The organism is Pseudoalteromonas sp. MelDa3 (genome assembly GCF_002863625.1).
Taxonomy (GTDB): Bacteria; Pseudomonadota; Gammaproteobacteria; order Enterobacterales; family Alteromonadaceae; genus Pseudoalteromonas; species Pseudoalteromonas arctica.
Window position 1 is genome coordinate 22,659 of sequence record NZ_PJBR01000026.1, and the last position, 18,309, is coordinate 40,967.

17 protein-coding genes are annotated in these 18,309 nt (G+C 38.3%); 14 read left to right on the top strand and 3 right to left on the bottom strand.

Annotated elements, in window-relative coordinates:
* Positions 1–3: 3 nt before the first annotated feature.
* The 4 genes from CXF89_RS07520 (at position 4) to traN (ending at position 6,373) form a co-directional block, all read left to right on the top strand.
* Entirely contained in the window at positions 4–507 is a 504-nt protein-coding gene (locus CXF89_RS07520) for a S26 family signal peptidase (RefSeq protein ID WP_024590297.1), read from the top strand.
* A complete protein-coding gene (locus CXF89_RS07525) occupies positions 494–1,915 on the top strand; it encodes a TrbC family F-type conjugative pilus assembly protein (protein ID WP_121954251.1) in 1,422 nt (473 codons plus the stop codon). The genes CXF89_RS07520 and CXF89_RS07525 overlap by 14 nt, the downstream gene beginning before the upstream one ends.
* 142 nt (positions 1,916–2,057) lie before the next feature.
* Entirely contained in the window at positions 2,058–3,308 is a 1,251-nt protein-coding gene (locus tag CXF89_RS07530) for a TraU family protein (protein ID WP_121954252.1), read from the top strand.
* On the top strand, positions 3,308–6,373 hold the full coding sequence (gene traN / locus CXF89_RS07535; protein ID WP_121954253.1) for a conjugal transfer protein TraN: 3,066 nt from the start codon (positions 3,308–3,310) through the stop codon (positions 6,371–6,373). The genes CXF89_RS07530 and traN overlap by 1 nt, the downstream gene beginning before the upstream one ends.
* 74 nt (positions 6,374–6,447) lie before the next feature.
* Here the strand turns inward: traN and CXF89_RS07540 are convergent, their stop codons facing one another.
* The 3 genes from CXF89_RS07540 to CXF89_RS07550 all read right to left on the bottom strand — a co-directional run bounded on the left by CXF89_RS07540 (position 6,448) and on the right by CXF89_RS07550 (position 7,849).
* Positions 6,448–7,308, bottom strand: a complete 861-nt coding sequence (locus tag CXF89_RS07540; protein ID WP_029753599.1) for a hypothetical protein — start codon at positions 7,306–7,308, stop codon at positions 6,448–6,450.
* Between the two features lie 80 nt (positions 7,309–7,388).
* Positions 7,389–7,619: a hypothetical protein gene (locus tag CXF89_RS07545; protein ID WP_121954254.1), complete on the bottom strand. Its 231-nt coding sequence runs from the start codon at positions 7,617–7,619 to the stop codon at positions 7,389–7,391.
* Positions 7,616–7,849: a helix-turn-helix domain-containing protein gene (locus tag CXF89_RS07550; protein ID WP_180961386.1), complete on the bottom strand. Its 234-nt coding sequence runs from the start codon at positions 7,847–7,849 to the stop codon at positions 7,616–7,618. Before CXF89_RS07550 ends, CXF89_RS07545 begins: the two co-directional genes overlap by 4 nt.
* 113 nt (positions 7,850–7,962) lie before the next feature.
* On the opposite strand from CXF89_RS07550, the gene CXF89_RS07555 reads away from it, so the two are divergent.
* From CXF89_RS07555 to CXF89_RS07600, 10 genes are all read left to right on the top strand, one after another.
* Positions 7,963–9,879: a UvrD-helicase domain-containing protein gene (locus tag CXF89_RS07555; protein WP_121954256.1), complete on the top strand. Its 1,917-nt coding sequence runs from the start codon at positions 7,963–7,965 to the stop codon at positions 9,877–9,879.
* Positions 9,880–11,570: 1,691 nt separating this feature from the next.
* Positions 11,571–12,203, top strand: coding sequence for a hypothetical protein (locus tag CXF89_RS07565; protein WP_121954258.1), 633 nt, complete (start codon positions 11,571–11,573; stop codon positions 12,201–12,203).
* Between the two features lie 54 nt (positions 12,204–12,257).
* Complete coding sequence (locus tag CXF89_RS07570; RefSeq protein WP_121954259.1) at positions 12,258–12,563, top strand: hypothetical protein; 306 nt, start codon at positions 12,258–12,260, stop codon at positions 12,561–12,563.
* A 134-nt stretch (positions 12,564–12,697) separates the two neighbouring features.
* Positions 12,698–13,741, top strand: coding sequence for an AAA family ATPase (locus CXF89_RS07575; RefSeq protein WP_121954260.1), 1,044 nt, complete (start codon positions 12,698–12,700; stop codon positions 13,739–13,741).
* 38 nt (positions 13,742–13,779) lie between these two features.
* Complete coding sequence (locus tag CXF89_RS07580) at positions 13,780–14,331, top strand: hypothetical protein (protein WP_121954261.1); 552 nt, start codon at positions 13,780–13,782, stop codon at positions 14,329–14,331.
* A gap of 94 nt (positions 14,332–14,425) precedes the next feature.
* Positions 14,426–15,517: a DUF3150 domain-containing protein gene (locus CXF89_RS07585; protein WP_121954262.1), complete on the top strand. Its 1,092-nt coding sequence runs from the start codon at positions 14,426–14,428 to the stop codon at positions 15,515–15,517.
* A 177-nt stretch (positions 15,518–15,694) separates the two neighbouring features.
* Positions 15,695–15,868 (top strand): hypothetical protein, encoded by a 174-nt coding sequence (locus CXF89_RS21170; protein ID WP_180961387.1) that lies wholly within the window; start codon positions 15,695–15,697, stop codon positions 15,866–15,868.
* 132 nt (positions 15,869–16,000) lie between these two features.
* Positions 16,001–17,128: a DUF7146 domain-containing protein gene (locus tag CXF89_RS07590; RefSeq protein ID WP_121954263.1), complete on the top strand. Its 1,128-nt coding sequence runs from the start codon at positions 16,001–16,003 to the stop codon at positions 17,126–17,128.
* Complete coding sequence (yfaE, locus tag CXF89_RS21570) at positions 17,121–17,369, top strand: class I ribonucleotide reductase maintenance protein YfaE (RefSeq protein WP_033027823.1); 249 nt, start codon at positions 17,121–17,123, stop codon at positions 17,367–17,369. The genes CXF89_RS07590 and yfaE overlap by 8 nt, the downstream gene beginning before the upstream one ends.
* A gap of 160 nt (positions 17,370–17,529) precedes the next feature.
* Positions 17,530–18,309, top strand: a 780-nt coding sequence (locus CXF89_RS07600; protein WP_145990808.1) for a hypothetical protein, incomplete at its 3' end; no start/stop codon positions are given.

Below are 18,309 nucleotides of genomic sequence, written 5' to 3' on the forward strand. Positions count from 1 at the left end.
CAAATGAAAAAGCATGTTTCAGCAATTTTTGTTGCAGTTTCATTCATATTTTATTTTATATATTTTTCTTCTCGGTACACGCTGGCTTACCCGCCGGGGCAGAGTGCGTGCCTTAACGCGTCTTTTTTCTTAATAGATAAGTGGGATATAGACATTGAACAAGGCGATTTAGCTTATTTTGAAATGAATGTTGAAAATCAATTCTACCCAACGGGTTTACGTTGGATCAAAAAAGTTGCAGCTATGCCTAATAGCGTCGTGTCAGTCGAGGAAAATAAAGTTGTGGTAGACAATTTAACAGAGTTTTCTTTGTCACTAAGACACATCATAACCGCATTAAATTTAGCTGATAACAGTATTGGCGAAATTGAAGATTATACAAAAGTAATTCAACTTGAAAATGATGAAGTATTCATGATTGGCGAGACTATTAACAGTTTTGACGGGCGCTTTTGGGGGCCTCTTAAGAAAGAACAAATTAAAGGAACAGCTTATGCGATTTTCTAAATTAATGACTTTAATCGTTGTCTTATCATGTGGCGCTCACGCACAAACTGCAGAAGAATATGCAGCAAAGGTAAAGCAAGATGCTGCCAATGCAGTCAAATCTATTGATCTGAATAATTCCCCGTTTGAAATTCCTGAAAGTATGAAGGAGAAATTTAGACAAGCTGCTCAGAATAAAGGTGATTTCGCTCTGCCAGATAGCAGCAATAGTTCAATGCACGAGATGACCCCAGCGCAACGTGAACAAATGAAAGTAGCGATTGATAATGTTAAAGCTAAAACAGAAGAAATGAAGGCAAAAGGCTGGTTAGACGCTTTTGATAAAGAAACGGTTAACAAGCAAGTTGAACAATATCGAGCCTCTGCGCAAATGCTTAGTGAGCAATCCACCAGCTCTCTTGAGCGTGCGTTACATGAGCATGCAGGACTAACAAAGGAACAAGCTAGCCACTTTAATGCAAGTGCTGATACTCCAAAATCACGCCAAAATGAAGCCAATGAAAAAGCTATATTTATTAGTTTTTCAATGGACAGAGAAACAATAAAAAATATTATCTACTTAGCCAAAAAGGAAGGGGCTGAGGTCTATGTAAATGGGTTACACCCACAACATAAAATGGTTAATGAAACGATGATGTTACTGCGCGAAATTGTGCAAGGCATTGAAGAACCCCCTATTGTGCGCTTTAACCCAACAGCCTTTAAAAAGTACGATGTAAATTCAGTTCCTACGATTCTTTATCGTGAACTTGATAGATATATCATTGCCTCGGGTGTGACCAGCTTTGATTGGTTAGAAACGGAATATAAAAATCAAAATGAAAGCGTAAATTACGGTGTAACAGGTCCTGTTAGCCAAGTTATAGAAAAAAGCATTATTGATGAAATGAAAGAGCGCATGGCTAATTATGATTGGAAAGCTCAGCGTAAGCGCACAATTGATAGTTTTTGGTCACAACAAGATTATACCCCACTCCCTAGAGCCACCAGCACCGAAGAATGGTTAATTGATCCAACAATATCTGCATCAAAAGATATAAGCACACCGCGTGGCGAACTGATTGCTAAGCAAGGCTCAGTAATGAACCCACTTAAAGGACATGGTGTTGGCTTTACGACAGTTATATTTAATGCAACTGATATTAAGCAAGTTGAATGGGTGTCGAAAAAGTTAAATGAAATGAATACGGTTGGCCAACTGATGTTAATCACTTCACAAGTGAGTAAGCAAAAAGGTTGGGCACATATTGAAGCGCTACAAAATCAGTTTAAACAAAAAATATTTTTAATGCCAAAAGAGCTGGCATCTCGATTCCAACTATCCGCCCTACCAGCAGTCGTTAAAACTGATTTACAAAAATCAATGCTTCACGTTACACAATTCGATATTAATGAGGAAGATAAATGAAAATTATACCCGCTTTATTTTTCGTGGCCGTCGGTATTTGGATAACTTACACATACCCTGATGTTGCCAAGCAAGCATACTCCTACATAGTTGTTGGTGTTAACTGGGCGCTCGCAATGCTCAATGATTTGAGGGGGGCTTAATGTCATTATTTAATATTAAAAACAGTAACAAAAACAAAAGTGGAATGACCAAAAATATAATGTATACAGCATTATTCTTTTTAGCACTTATAGCTTGTACGGCAAAGGCTGAAGATGTAATTCCTAGTGGGACTGCTGCAAGTACCGACGGTGTAGGCGCTTCATCTGTGATTTGTGAAGATGCAAACTTATTTACGAGTGTATTTACAGGCATTTGCTGGGATTGTTTTTTAGATAACGTTTCATTACTTGGTATTGGCAATCCTCCAGACGGTGCGGCACCCCGCTCTCCTGTTTGTGCGTGTGAAGATAGAGCCGGTGTTCCTCAAATTGGTTGGCCTCTTGCTTTTTGGCAGCCACAGCGAGTAATTGAAGTTACTACTATCCCTTGGTGTAGCGGTGGTTTGGGAGGTATTAGGCTACAAAATAGTTATGAGGGTCTTGGTCACTCAAACGAAGCGCCTAAAGATGGCACTCGCTCAACGAGTGGCTTTTATCAATATCATTACTATTCATACCCAATAATGGTGATGCTACAAATGTTTGTTATGCCCTCATGTAGCTCTGAATACGTTGACTTTGATTTAATGTACCTGAGCGAAGTTGATCCATTGTGGCACAATGATTTACTTGCTCTTCTGTTAAATCCAGAAGCAATTATATTTTCCAATCCAATTGCACAAGCTTATTGCTCTTTAGATTGTGTTCGCGCAACAGCAGATGCACCAATTGAGTCCTCATTTCCTTGTGCCGGTTGTGATGGAAATTTATACCCGTTAACAGGCTTTGTATATCCTCAACCTGACCAAGTTGCAGCAACTTCATTAATATCGCAAAGAGCAATCGCATCTCTACATCGTAAAGGTTTAGCTCGAAAGACTATGGGGCCTGAAGCGCAATGTGAGCCTACATGGGCACCAATGACACCTAGATCTCAGTATAAATTCTCTATGTTGTATCCAATACCTGAGTCAAGCACTACACCAGTACCTAATTTTGAAGTAGATGATGAACTTACTGGTCCGGATTCTATTCAAGTGCAAGCGGGTGAAGGTGAGAGCATAGAGGCGTATGAAAACTGCTGTCATCCTATGGGAATGTCAACAGCGCGTTGGTGTGTTCCCGTAGGTGGAAGAAAACGACCAGGTAAAGATAAAACGTTTTTATACCTAATTTGGAACTATCGTGATTGTTGTGTAAGAGATTTACCCGGTGGTGGTGGTTCTGGCAGCACAGAGGGTGGTGAGTAATGTTAAAAAATATAGGTGTATATGGTTCACTGATCATTTCCACGATGCTAGTAAATTCTAGTGCGTTAACGGTAGGTATGCTTTTAGGTACATACTCAACATCAAGTTACGCTCAAGATGAAGACAAAATACTAAAGGACTTAGATAATAAGTACGATATTAGTAATCCATATCGCCATAATTTAGAAAGCAAAACCTATGATGTAGTACCTCGAGCTTCAAGGGATATGACAAGTCAGCTTGAGACTATGATCCTCAAGTCTAACTCAAGGACCAACACGGTTGATATAAAAGGTACAACAGGCTCAAATGCGGATATGACGACGGCAGTGAAGAATGCAAATGCCGTTAGCTCAACCCAAATAATGCCCAGTGTTGACCCCACTACAAATGACGTAAATGTTAAGTTAAACAAAAGCCGAGCTTTTGAAACGTACCGCGATTCAAGTGGTGCAATCAAAGTAAGGCTTAAGCCAGGGGCAGACTCTTCACTTTCACCTGTTAGCGTATCAGCAGACGAAATATATTCTTCTGAATTAAATCACGGACAAACAAAATGGGAAGGTGAAGGAACGTATGAAGATGAAGATGCCTTTTATCAAGCTGGCCGTGATTCTAATGCGAGACTTAGCTCAACGGCTAACAATACAGGCGAAGCTGTTGCTTATCGAACAGTTTTAAGTAATGCCCAATCGGGCGCACAACAAACTGTTCCAGATGCAATAATGGCACAAAGCTATGCAACATTAGATGAATTAGAAACTGGCGGTGCTGGTTTCTTTGATTCATGTGGCTCAACAACTGTCGCTAAAAGTGGAAATTTATATGCCCCAAATATTGAAGAGAGGTTTTGCCAAAGGCTACAAAAAGATAATCCATTTCATTGCCAAGTAAAGCGAGCAGTGCCTGTAATTTCAGATGCAGTGCTTACTGTTGCAGGTAAAGGGCGAAATATATTAACGGTAGAGTTTAATCTTCAAACAGGAATAGTTAAAGCTATTGAACCAACGGATTCGATTGCTTTTGATTTTAACGTAGCTGCAAATGATGCCTTTAAGAACATGTGTGCAACTGATCCAGATGCAGTTTTTAGCCGGGTTACACTAGATACTTGGGAAGGGACAAGCTTGCCGGGAAAAATTGATAAATCTACGATAATGACTGAGCTTCAAGCGCCAAGCTGTGCAAATGGCTTGGTGGGTATTATTAGCATTGAAGATAAAACAGATGAGTATGGTGACACTGAATGGATTCTAAACGCTCAAGCAAAATATAGATTTGTAGGTCAGCTTGGTGAAGATACTCAAATTCCAGAGGGATGCTATGACGCGCTTTCAAGTGAAGATAAAAAAACAAAGGGACTAACTTCTTTCCCACCTGATCCAATCACGGGAGAATTTAAAGTAAATGGACAATGTACGTTTACTGGTTACCAGACAATACAAGGTGGCTTACAGGGGTATGATGAAGAAATGCTAGCCTCTACCCTGCCATGGTATTACGGCGATATAGAAAATATATCGTGGGAAGTTAACTTAGATGGATATACATGCGATCCCTTTAAAGGTGAAAAAGTATGTACTAACGTAGAGCAACCCGATGGCTCGGTAGATGAGGTGTGTAGGTCGTGGGACGAAATTCAATCTACAGGAGGGACGTGTGGAACTTATGAAGAAAAAGATGAATGCGTCGAAATTAAAACAGAGTGTACAGAAGGTTTTACGATTGACGGTTGGAATTACTGCGTAAATGAAACAGTAACCTATGAGTGTGACACAGGCTATGACGTTGACTTTGAATATGAGACAACTGAATCATCATGTGAAGGCATGTTGCCATGTTCAGGTGGTGAATGTAGCTGGGGTGAAAAAGAAGAAAACGAAAACTTCCTTAAAGCTGCGGCCATAGCAAACGTTATGGAACAAATACCAGGTGAAGCTTCGTGTGATGTGCCGGGCGATTTATCAACCTGTCGTATTTTTGAAGGTGAAAGGCAATATTGCTCATGGGCTACCGCTTCAGACTGGGGTAATGATTGCTGCGAAGCACCAGAAGGTATCGACTTTCTTGATTACCTAAACATGACACAAATGATGCTCAAGTTTGAAAATCAGCAAATGGGAGGGGTATTTTCTGAACCCGCTGTAGAAGCCATTAATGGTGCATGGACTACGGTATCTGACTCGGTGACTTCTACAAACGCTTGGGAAAGTCTTAGTTCATTTTATACCAGTGCCGTGGAAACCGTTACGGGCAATGTTGCAACTGCTGTACCGGGTGCGGCTAGCGGTTCTGCAGGAGCAGCAGCTTCAACTGTAGCTGAAGCTGGCTTAGGTCCTATGACACAATATATATATCAACTTATTTATGACGCGTTGCCAGAAGAGTTGGGTAAACTTATGTTCTCAACAGCTGTGTCAACTGAGGCGGGAAGTGATGCGGTTGTAACTGGTTTAAGTGATGGGATGGCAAGTGCCGCTAACTTTTTGGGTGCGGTAATGTTTTGGTATTCTATGTATCAACTAGCACAACTGGTTGGTTCATTATTAACTGCATGTGATGAAGTTGACAGTGATACGGCACTTAAACTTGAAATGCGTCAATGCTATGCGGTGGAGGATAAATATTGCGCTAAAGAAGGCTTAGGTGTTTGCTATATGAAAAGGCAGGATTATTGTTGTTATGGCTCTATTTTAAGTCGAATAGTTATGGAGCAAGCTCATGTATTACTAAGTAAAGATATGACTGAGTGCTCAGGGTTAACGCATGAGGAATTACAAGCACTAGACTTCAATCAAATAGATCTAAGTGAATGGATTGGCGTAATGATTGAGTCAAATTTAATACCCGAGTCGAATCAAGATGATTTAAGCGCTGGTGGTAGGTATGAAAACACTGAATACAGAGAGACACCCACTGAAAGGACTCTACAAAGAACAAGCAATGCAGCTGAGGGAGCAAAGGCTATTAAGGAAAAAATGAACGAACCATTGGATTGTTCAAAGTACCCGCGTCCACAAATTTGTGAGTTCGGGTTTACACTTGGTAGTGAGGAAGGCGGCTGATATTCTTTAGGATGTTAAAATGCCAGCCTAATAGGCTGGCAACTAGAGAAAAATGAATATCTCATTCAGAATAATTATTTGTTTAATTTAAAAGAAGAATTTTCTTTAGTGAATAAATGCATTGTATTGTTATGGATTACGTAAGGGGCTGGAACAGTGTATTTAACCCCACTACCCCAACGACCGAATGTTTGTGGTACTACCGCAAAGCCTGAAGTAGCAATAGCCATATCAGTAAAACCTGCATACCCGCCATGGAAGGTTACTGTAATAACACTTTGTTGCTCACCCTCATAGTTTACCTTTCCAGTTACTTCTACGTTTACTGGCGTAGCGCATGAGCCTTCGTATTCACGTTTTACGTTAATGAATTGTCCTGAGTTATTAGCAAGATCATACTTTAATTTTGGCTGCCCTGTCTTATCACACAGAGCTCCATCAAACATAAACATAAAGTTGTTATCTCTGCCGTCAGCACTAAGTCTCATAATGCCAATGTAATTAGAGTTTTCGATGTTTTCAAAAGTTTTTGTTAATTCAGATTCTACAACTTTTACTGCGTCAGCATCGACGTTTGGGCTATCTAAATCACCTAAAAAAACAAGCATAGGTTTCCAATTAAAGGCTCTGTCTGCCTCTGATTGAGCACCCATGCTCCCAGCTAAATCAATTAAGCCACCAGTTAGGAAAGACATAGCGTATTCCGCCCCAACTAATGCTCCATTTGCTTTGAATTGCGCTTCTTCTGGTAACGCTACATCAGATAAACCTGCGGTTTTACGTGTCATTTGAGCCACATTTAATGCAAAGCTAGCATCATCGTCAAATTGATAAACTTCATTTGATTCCATTGTTATAACAGGTGGCTGAGTAGACATACAAGCTGCCAATGAAAGCGTAGATAGTGCTAAGATTGATTTTTTTATGAAGTTCATTTTTTTAATCCAAATGTTTAATTGCATGTATTAAAACATATTTGTATAAATAGGCTACTGATTGAACTCAATATTATTGATTATATTAGGTGCAATCGCCACAATTCTTCTATTTCGTATACTTTTTCAGTATAGGTATCTTTAATTACGCCACCAGCTGTTACTGTCATATACAGAACTCTACTAAGCCCACTTTTCTGGCGATACTTAACTGAAGCATGGCAACCAGCTACTTTGTTAATTGCTTGTGAAAGCTGCTCAAGGCTATAACAAAGAAAATCGTCTTTGCCGATTGTTTGAATTTTTATCATGATTGTAACCCATCCAATACAAGACCTGCCTTAAATTGAGAAACATGACTACGCAATATATAAGACAATTTAATAAGTTGACGCTCTTGCGGATTTGCCTTGCCGCTTTCCCAATTAAGGTAATCGCTTACTTGTACATCTAATTTTGTGGCGACAGTTTCTGGCGAAAGTAACTGCTTCTCTCTTTGCGATTTGATACGTCTACCAAGAATGCGACTGTATTTGTTCATATACATATTTACCCTACTTCAAATTTACAGAGGTCATTTTTACCTATTGTAAAATTTAGGCTACTGAACAGGAAATATTAGAATGCATGTTTTAGGCACTTCTAAGATTACATATGGCATTAACAAACGATCAAAACGCGGTAGTTGAACACAGAGACGAAAACAAACTTGTACTCGCTTTACCCGGAAGTGGGAAAACCCATTTATCAATAGAATTGGCCAGTGAAATTATAAAGGCTAATGAAATTAATAAACTAATAATGGTTACTTTTACTCGTTCATCTTCAAAGGAAACAGAGCATCGAATTTCAAAATTGATCAGTGAAAATGACTTAAAGCGAATAGATATAAGAACGTTTGCTAAATTAATACTTGACCATGCACGACCGCTATTAGATGGACGTAGTTTAATAATGGGACCAACACACGATTCATTTAAACGTCGTGCTGTAGGTACAGATGAAAAAAATCTACAATTTTTAGATACTCAATTTCCTGTGGAGTATCTAGAATCAAATGGGGAAATTGGCGAGCTTTCAGAAATTTCATTGAAATATCTTCAAGCACTCTGGCAGTACAAAAAAGTTGATTTAACGACATTGAGTATAGAGCTTATTTTTGCATTACGTGCTAAGAAAATTGAGCCGTTGGATTTTACTCACATGCTGGTGGATGAATTTCAAGATACGTCAGCAATAGAATATGCTTGGATAAAAGAGAATAAAAAAGAGAATAGATCCTTTACGGTCGTTGGAGACGATGACCAGGCCATTTATTCTTGGCGTGGCGGTTTTGGTTACGAAAACATGGTTAAATTCCAAGAAGAATTTGAAGCCAAAGCTTTCCTCTTAAGTATTTGTTTTAGATGTGCACCTGAGATATTGGCGTATGCAGCAGAGCTCATTGACTATAATGTAGAGCGAATGCCAAAAAGCATGAACTCTGCAAAAGATCCGGGTGGCAGAGTCGTTTTCAAAGATTATGCACGTTTAGATATTGAAAAAGCCCTTAAAATTGATCCTGAACGTATCCACCAATACAAAAAAGAAACTATTATAAATAGAATCGTACCAAGTGGATTATCTTGGCATTACCGCAGAGCAATTGAAAACTACCTTAACCTCATTAATCAAAAAGTGTACGCCAATAAACCTGATAAAGTCATTATGAGCAAAACTTCAGTACCGTTTGAATGCCAAGGCGTAGTAGCCCTAGAAATAGCTCAAAACCCTAAAGGCTGGGCAGTGTTAGCTCGAACCAATAAGTTATTGGATTTGATGCAGGAAGAATTAGTTTACTTAGATATTCCTGTTGAGAGGATTGGTGGTAAATCTATATGGGAGTCACCATTGATTGTTGGCCTAGTCAGCTTATACAGAAGCTTATCGAACCCGAAAAGCATGGTATTTATTGATGATGCACTTAGCTTTATAGGTGTTCCAAATAATGTTATTAGCGAAACACATAAGCATGTTGTTGAGGTTGGCGATATAAATAAGGTTAGTTCATTATCATTGCCGGAAAACAAAAACCTAAATATTTATTTGGACTTGGCCAAAAACATACCTAGTAATGACGATGAAGAAGGAATTGATGAGTTCATTAGTAAAGTTTTTAATATTGCATCAGTAATATCAAAGGATCACGAACGCGCTGTTAATAAACTACGGTTAGTTTCTGACCGACTACAAGGTTACAGCGGGTCACTAAGAATGAGGGTGTCAGCTTTGATTCGCCTTATGCAGATGAAAGACGAAATTGACCATAGCGATAAAGATAAGGTGATACTGGCCACTATGAATGGCTCAAAAGGACTTCAGTGGGAAAAAGTATGGATAATAGATGTTGAAAAAAATAGAGTACCTACAAAATTTAGAGGCGATAGTGACAATGAGGACAGTAAGTTAGCATTTTTAGAGGAAGAAAGGCGTTTGTTATACGTGGCCATCACTAGGGCTGAGTCACGATTACATATAAGTTATCGCCATGGGAAGCACTCGCAATTTATTGAAGAAATGCAGCCAGATTAGGCGTTCCTTTTAACGGAAGTAGTCTTTTATCAGCGAGGTCAGAAAACCATTTGGCCTTGCTTTAATTTTTTAAATAAAAAACAGTACAAGCCTTGTAAAAAAAGTAAATGCGTTATATATTCAAATTATCGCTACGGCGATAAACCCATTTTCGCTACGGTGAAAATAAATCGCTACGGCGGTAAACCCCCTTTCGCTACGGCGAAAATAAATCGCTACGGCGATAAACCTCTTTCGCTAAGGCGAAAATAAATCGCTACAGCGATAACCCTTTTCGCACCTGCGAACGGTTTGGCTAAGCCAACAAAATGAATTTAAATAAGAATACCAACCCCCCTCCCCCAGTGAGCATTAGCTTATCTGGTATTTTTCATGCTTAAAATTTATTGAAAACATAACTGCCTAGTTATGTCCTTAATAATTTTTACCGTTTTTTTTAACTGAAGTTTTTAACTTCGACTCCTTGCATGGAGTATAACCCTTAGCGGCTTTACATCCCTGTATCGCGACGGTTCAACCTTTTTAGGTCAATGAATCATATGCTACGGCATCAACCCCAAACCCAACCAAATAGTCCTGCTATTTGTAAATTAAAAAAACGGAGAGTAACCACTCATGCGAAAACTTAAAAAAAGCGCACTAACCCCTAAGGCAAATAAAAACATCTTTAGTAATTTTTTCAACCTCGTTGGATTAGTTAATAAATGTATTTATCTGCCGACCTATTTAGTTTCAAAACTTTTTCATAGCGAAAATTTCTTTGGGAGACTCATAGTTTTGTTTATCTGGCTTTTGAATGTAATATTTTTAATGTTTATTTCTTCTACCATGACAAGCACAACAGGCTTATTAACCAATCTTAGTAACTTTATTGTTTCGTTTGGTCTTTTAAGTGCAGTTCCCGTTTTAATTATTCAATTTAGAAAAGACTCTTTTTAAGTTTAACCCCTTAAATCGTAACTAAATAAACCCAAGGCAAATAAACACCATTAGCAACCCATTCAACCACGTTGAATTTGCAAATTTTTGTTCCTAATGCCTACCTAGTAACCGTACTTTAAACCGTAATTATTTATTCTAACCACTCGTTGTATTGCTTATATTGATTTTGACTGTAATAATTTTTTTATTCCTTTCATGCTTTTCAATTAACACTACATGCTTACTAACTATCCTTAACAATTCCTTTGTTTCGCTTAGTTTTTAATTCTGGTTATTATTTATTTCTGCAATTTCAAAGTCACTTTTTAAGTTTAATCCCTTAGATCGTAACTAGACAAACCCAAGGCAAATAAAACACCATTAACAACCCATTCAACCTCGTTGAATTTGCTCGTTAATACTTTTATTTTCCACACCATTTAGTTAACACACTTTCATATCAAACAATATTTAACCCTGCTGTACTGATTATCTTGGTTTTGACTGTAATATTTTTTCTATTGCTTTCACTACCACGGCTATCTTTACGCACTTATTAACTAACTCTAACAATATTTTCTTTTGTTTTGTTTAGCTCTTTAAGTTTGGTTTTTTGTTTTTGTTTTAATTTTTGAAAGTTTTCTTTTTAAGTCCAACCACTTAAATCGTAACTAAATTTAACCCAAGGCATCAGCCTAAACCCTACGGGAGTATTTATTCACTCCTTTGGGGTGCATGTACTCCCGTTTTTTATATCCCGGAGAGTAACCATGCAAACCCATGCAAAGAAAAATAAAGTTAACCACCTAGACAAAATTGAATGCGTTTATCGTCTACAACACCACGGCTCTACTATTAAAGCTTGTGCTAAACGTTTTGGTGTTACTGATAAAAAAGTAATTAGTTGGCTTTCGATGCACGAAAAAGGTGAACTTATTAAGCAACATGCTCAGTGGTCACCAAGTTGGAATAAAGAAAATGTAATTCAACATCCGTTGGATTTAGATATATTGCAGGCAATTAAGCGGGGAAATCCCACTTATGAAGACTCAATTATCTCTTTGTTCGACCCTGAACTTGATGCAGTTAACTGCATATCTCATGTTGAATGGAAAGATGAGGAAATTGAAAGACTATGCTTATGGATGGTTGATCGTTCTTTAGAAATTCTTCGTGATGTTGCTGTTGATAGCGATGACTTAATTGTTGAGCTTGAGTTCGTAAGTTCTAACTATTTTGCATTAATTTGTAAAGCGTTTGGCTTTGATCATGTTGAACTCCGTAAAGGAATTTATCATGAGCTTAGACTTCGCGGCGTAAATGAATTTGCATTAGAAATGTTAGAAATATCAGCTGTATATACTCGTTCTGGAGTTACTTATGTTCCTAAAAGTGAATACTAAGCATTCTTTAAACAATGTATTTACATGTGTATTTGAAATAGATGGAGATATTAAATGAGAGATTTAGTATTTAGGCAAGCATTTGCTTATAACTTAGTTGAAATTATCACTGCGATAGTTACATCAGAAAATCTTAAATTTAATTCATTTATTAATAATACTGATATTTTGGTTTGGATTGCATTAGAGCAAGGTGATGTAGTTCCCCAATTATATATTAGTGAGATAGACAAAGCTTTAACTGAGCTATCAACTGATTTTAATGGGAAGTATATAGAAGCATATGCTTTAGCAGTTCAAACATATAACGAGAATTATGAAATTGATAAAATGGCTGATTCAAGCATTTACGTTTCATAATTTAACAACTGTATATAAAGTTCTAAACTCTAAATTTAATTGTAAAGATTAAATTTAAAACCCTAATCGGGGATAGTTTTCCCTGATAGGGAAGATCTATCTCCAAAAAACTTAATTCCTTTTGGAGAGTAACCATGTCAAACACAAACACGGCAGAAAACGTAACAGAAATTCAATCAGCAAAAGTAAACTACAACGAATTAGAGAAGGTCGATGCACATAGCATATTTCCTGATTTTTTCACTCCCGGTGAAAGAACTCTTACTCGTCGTAAAAATCGTCACCCTGATTGTCAAGGCTCTAACAAGTATTACATTCCGACAGAAAAGACGCTTAAACGCTTATTATCTTGGTGGATGGCGCCTGTTCAACTTCAAACTTTTGGTTTGCATGGTGAAACAGGTACAGGTAAAACTGAAATGTTACTTTTTGTAGCAGATCACTTAAATGAACCTGTATACATGGTTAAGTGTCACGGTAGCTTAATGCCAGAAGATTTAGAGGGTTCACGCGTTCTTATGAGTGGTGAAACACCTTTTAATCCTGGTCCAGCTGCTAAAGCTTACGCTAGCGGTGGGTTAGTAATTTTTGATGAACTTGATAAGGTAAATCGCAACACTGGTGCTGCGATTCATGGATTACTGGAAGGTAAACCTTGGCCTATAGAGCAAATTGGAAAAACACTAACTAAACACTCATTGTGTCGTATCGCTGCCACAGGTAACACGACTGGTGAGGGCGGCTCAGAGTTTTACACTTCTTCACAGAAGTTAGACGATGCCTTACGTTCACGTATCGGTTGGTACAGAACGTATTACCCACAACCAGCGCAAGAGTTAAAAATAATACAAAAGCAATTCCCTGCAATCCCATATGCTGTCGCACATAAGATGGTCTTAGTCGGTAACGAGTTAAGAAAATTACGTGTGGGTGATGATGGTAAAGGCATTGATGATCCAATCGGTTGTATTTTTAGTACACGAACATTGGTTAATTGGGCTTTTCATACGATGGTATTTGGTAAAGATGCGGAATGGCGCGAAGCCTTAGATTTCTCTATGCAAGGCGGTGTAGATAGTGATAGCCAGGATGTAGTTGATGCAGTTTTGCAGCGATTATTAGGTTTAGATCTTGATAAACCAAGTGGAGAAGTTTTTGCCTCACACGCAAAAAAGTAACAGGCTCTTCCACAAAACCGGTAGCTAGTTTTTACGATATGACAGACAGTTTAGATTGTTCCGTTTTTGAAGCTCACGAGTTTCCAGACGGTTCATTTAAAGCATTGTCTATCGGTACTAATGCTAATGGAAAGAGATTATCGGTTACATTTAGTTGCTTTGGAGTATTTACTGGTCTTAATAGTATATACAGAAAAGTTAGTGATATAGAGTGGGTGGATAACAATACGCATCTTGATGATGTTGTTACACACTTTACGATTAAACACAGCACTGAATACAAAGGACAAGAAGCGGTTGAATTAGGCTTTCTACCATGTAGGCCGTCTTCGTACCCAACAGAGTCCTTCGATGTTATTACTTTAAGTAAAAGCAAAGATGAACTTTGGGCCATTGGTCACTTTAATAATGCTCTTTATGTTTTTTACAAAAAGAGCAAACGTTATGGTGATTATTGGATACCGCAAATAGTAGATAGTAAAGTTTCTTCAAGAGATCGTATTCAAGAAAAGCTGGATGATGGTTATTTAACTACCATTAATAGCTTTGAGTTCGATCACAAAACTAGAAACTTAGAATATTGTAAATAGAGGCTAACACCTCTAAACCTAAACCCTACAGGGGCATAATACCCCTGAACAGGGTTGTTATGCTCCGAATTTATCAAACCCCCGGAGAGTAACCATGACAACCCAAACATATACAGTCGATTCAGCAAAAGAAGCTTCTAAACTAGCCGCAAGCAATGCCAACTTAGATATTAAAAGTGGCGCTTGTTTAATTTCAGTAGAAGTTCAAGGAGCATGTGGCGAAAGTATTATCTCTGATAGTAAATCGTTAATAGATGGACAAGTGCTCGACTCTGAGTTGCTTTCAGGTACTAAGCTACGCTGGTTCCCGAAAGAAAAACTTAGATTTGTTAGTAAGTGTTCAGCGCAAGCTCGTCGTGCTCTTAATCAACGAGGTATTAGCTTTGCAAAAGGCGCTACCCTTGTACCAATCAGTCAATTAGATGATTTGATTACAGAGTTACATGAAATTGATACTGAGTTTAAAGCAGAAGTGCAGAACCTTAGAAGTGAGTATGAAAACACCATTGAAGACCATATTTTAAATAACAAGCCTGTAGAGGCCTATATTAGAAAATGTTCAGATGAAGCCAGCAAATTTGCTAGTCGATTCACATTCAAGGTGCACCCACCAATGGCAATTCAACCTCTTTTTGATGGTGATGAAAATGTTATCGCAGAGGAAGCTAGTCAAACTTTGTTTGATGAAATTTCCAGCGAAGCAGCTGAAATCTATCAAAAGTCGTTTCTTATGGCAGAAAAAGCAACAAGCAAGAAGTTAAAACCAGTTTTCGCTCTACGCGATAAATTGATCAATTTATCTTTCTTGGATTCAACTGTTGCCCGTGTAGCTGAGCGCTTTTCTGAAGTGCTTAATGAATTACCTTTGACCTACCCTTTAATGGGCGGTGATTATCACAAAGTTTGTCATTTTTTGACACTTGTAAGTGATCGAGCAAAAGTAATTGCTTATGGAAAAGGTGGTGATGAGCTAAGCGAAGTTGAAGAAATAGAGGAAGTTGAAGAAGTACCAGTAGTGGATAATGCGTCAATTGCAGAGTCTAGTATAAACACTGAAGATAACCCTTTCAGTGATAACCCATTTGGAGAAGCAGTAGAGCAGTCATTTGATGACCCATTCAATTCTGAACAATCAGTTCAGACAGAGAGTGTGGCCATAGACAGCTTTGCTTTTGACGGTTGGTAATTAATTTTATCAATTGTTAGCACCAGTAAAAGCCTAGCGCTTTTGCTGGTGGCTTGCTCCTTAAAAACATTTTTTTTGGAAAGTGTTTCTAAAGATTAAGAACTTAAACCCACGCGGGTACACCATACCCGCTTGGGCATGGTTGTATCCCAAATTTAGATATTTTGGAGAGTAACCATGAAAATTAATTTAAAAAAAATGCTTGAAGGTAAGACTGTTAAAACAGTAGTCCGTGGAGATTACGTTTACAAAACAGTTGAACATAATGGCAAAGAAATTGTTGTAGGTGCACAACTAGCCATTACCAATTCTTCTCGAAGAATTGAGAATAATGAGGAAGTTACTGCATAACCACCATCCAAGCTCGCTTTTGCCCGCTTGGGTGGCGAGCTTTCTTTTTACCGGGTCACGGTGATCACCAATACACCTGAGACTCGGATGTATTGGGATCACCGTGATTTCGATATATGAGGAAGTAATATTATGAACTACAACAATTTCGACAAAATTAACCATGTTAAAGCATTAGTAGACCAAAGTGGCGGTTGGGAAAGTGTTCTTTCAAACTACCATGGGTTAGCGCAATCATTTGAAAAAGGTATTAGGCAGCAGCCTTGTCCTTTAACCGGTGGTGGCCGTACTAAGTTTAGATGGTTTCGAGACTACAGAGATACAGGTGGGGCATATCATAACGATGTTGGGCCTTTACCAGATGGTATATCAGTTGTGTCTTGGTATGTTGGGTGTTCTGTCTCACAGGCTTTAAATGAAATTATACGTATTTGCGGCGGTGACTTATCACGAGTTACTGAATCAGATGCAGCTAAAGCACAACGTAAGCATACCCAACAAAGCGCATACAAAACGTCAGAAGAGGCCTTAGCAAAAGCTAAAAAAGTTCTTAGGAACAATAAAGCTCAAGCTAAGCCAATTTTGAACACTCATGCGCAAGATTACCTTCGCAATCGTGGTATTAATTCGGACCTTACTAATATGTCTGATTTGGGCTTTCATCCAAAACTTGCATATAAGGAAAGCGATGAAACAAATTGGCAGCACTTCCCCGGAATGCTTGCCATGGTACGTGATGTGAACGGTAAACCTGTCACTATGCACCGCACTTTTCTCGACACAAAACTACCGGTTAAGGCAGATATTATGCGCAGCAAAATGATTTTTGCGCCTATATCTGATGTTCGAGGCTGTTCTATTCAATTAGACCAACCAAGAGACGTAGGTTTTGGAGAAAAAGTTATAGGTATAGCTGAAGGCATTGAAAATGCACTTAGTGTTCGTGAAGCTACAGGAACTCCTATGTGGGTCGGTATTTCGGATCGTTTAATGGAAGCTGTAAAGTTTCCAGATGACGTTACGTTTGTCCTAATTTGGGCTGATATTGAACCTAGTGGGGCTGGTCTTGCTGCAGCGAAGCGCTTGAAGGAACGTTTGGAAAAAGAGGGCAGAAATGCAGAAATCTTTGTACCAAATTGTCCTGAAGGTGTTGATAAAATTGATTGGAATGATGTTTATCAGTCAAAGGGCTTTGATGGTTTTCCACCAGCTCTTAGGCCTGAATTTCAACTTGATACTGGAGTTGTTATTCATGATTAAAATCATCACTTCGTCGCGTCAACATCACAGCGTAGAAAGCAAAGGCACAATACTTCAGAGTCTTGAACAAGGCTCCGTTGTACACAAGTCACAGTGTAGAACTGGAATTTGTGGCTATTGTAAGTGCAAATTAAAGTCGGGTTCAGTGACTTACGTCACTGAGCCTTTAGGCTTTATGTCAAACGATGAAATCTTGCCATGTATATCAATTGCTAATGGAAATATAGAAATAGAGAACTGAAAAGGGAAGTCCTTTTTGGTCCTCTATTTTTCATTTTATTGTTTCTCTAAGCAGTAAAACGAAAAGCAGATGATATAGAACCTAATAGCTCCGGCTATAAACCCTTAAATAAAACCCTATACGGCTTAGCCGTTAAACCCCCTATGGAGAGTAACCACCCATGAAATCAAAAAACAGAGTTATAAAAGTAGCTAGAGTATTATCAAAGTTAATGAGTGACAGAGAAGGTATTAAGGTCACTGTTAGTGGTAGTACGGCTTATAGTTGTGGTGGAAGAATTAATATTCCATTTGGTGATTTTACTGATCCTGATTATGTGTCTATGACGCATGGTTATATTGATCATGAAATTGGCCATGAAAAACACACCAGTTTTTCAATCAACTTTAAGAGTAAGTTACATTCTAATTTATGCAATATCTTTGAAGATGCACGAATGGAGAAGTTAGTTGGTTCAGAGTATCCAGGCGCTAAGTTAAACCTTGAAAAACTTGTTTTAATAGCAATTAAGAAAGGCTTGTTTAGTGAACCTGTGAGTTCTGATAATCCGTTATCACTAGTATTAACATACTGCTTATATAAAGGCCGTGTACTTGGTGCAGGCAACCTTTGTCTAGATCAATATGCTGAACAAGCTTTAGCGTATTTAAAAGCAACCTATGACAATAACTTTATAGATAGTTTAACTGAAATAGTACATGGAATTACAAACACTCGTAGTACGCGTGATTGTGCAGATATGGCTTGGAAAGTTATTGAGCTTATGAAAAGTACAGATGAAGAGGAGCAAGAAGAACCTGAAAATGGTGATGATAGCGACGATTCAGAAAGTGATGAGCAATCAGACGATGAGCAATCAGATGATGAGCAATCAGATGGTGAGCAATCAGATGGTGAGCAATCAGACGGTGAGCAATCAGATGGTGAGCAATCAGACGGT

Coding starts and splice junctions, on each gene's coding strand:
- CXF89_RS07520 (WP_024590297.1), top strand. CDS start 4: ATGAAAAAGCATGTTTCAGCAATTTTTGTTGCAGTTTCATTCATATTT.
- CXF89_RS07525 (WP_121954251.1), top strand. CDS start 494: ATGCGATTTTCTAAATTAATGACTTTAATCGTTGTCTTATCATGTGGC.
- CXF89_RS07530 (WP_121954252.1), top strand. CDS start 2,058: ATGTCATTATTTAATATTAAAAACAGTAACAAAAACAAAAGTGGAATG.
- traN (WP_121954253.1), top strand. CDS start 3,308: ATGTTAAAAAATATAGGTGTATATGGTTCACTGATCATTTCCACGATG.
- CXF89_RS07540 (WP_029753599.1), bottom strand. CDS start 7,308: ATGAACTTCATAAAAAAATCAATCTTAGCACTATCTACGCTTTCATTG.
- CXF89_RS07545 (WP_121954254.1), bottom strand. CDS start 7,619: ATGATAAAAATTCAAACAATCGGCAAAGACGATTTTCTTTGTTATAGC.
- CXF89_RS07550 (WP_180961386.1), bottom strand. CDS start 7,849: ATGAACAAATACAGTCGCATTCTTGGTAGACGTATCAAATCGCAAAGA.
- CXF89_RS07555 (WP_121954256.1), top strand. CDS start 7,963: ATGGCATTAACAAACGATCAAAACGCGGTAGTTGAACACAGAGACGAA.
- CXF89_RS07565 (WP_121954258.1), top strand. CDS start 11,571: ATGCAAACCCATGCAAAGAAAAATAAAGTTAACCACCTAGACAAAATT.
- CXF89_RS07570 (WP_121954259.1), top strand. CDS start 12,258: ATGAGAGATTTAGTATTTAGGCAAGCATTTGCTTATAACTTAGTTGAA.
- CXF89_RS07575 (WP_121954260.1), top strand. CDS start 12,698: ATGTCAAACACAAACACGGCAGAAAACGTAACAGAAATTCAATCAGCA.
- CXF89_RS07580 (WP_121954261.1), top strand. CDS start 13,780: ATGACAGACAGTTTAGATTGTTCCGTTTTTGAAGCTCACGAGTTTCCA.
- CXF89_RS07585 (WP_121954262.1), top strand. CDS start 14,426: ATGACAACCCAAACATATACAGTCGATTCAGCAAAAGAAGCTTCTAAA.
- CXF89_RS21170 (WP_180961387.1), top strand. CDS start 15,695: ATGAAAATTAATTTAAAAAAAATGCTTGAAGGTAAGACTGTTAAAACA.
- CXF89_RS07590 (WP_121954263.1), top strand. CDS start 16,001: ATGAACTACAACAATTTCGACAAAATTAACCATGTTAAAGCATTAGTA.
- yfaE (WP_033027823.1), top strand. CDS start 17,121: ATGATTAAAATCATCACTTCGTCGCGTCAACATCACAGCGTAGAAAGC.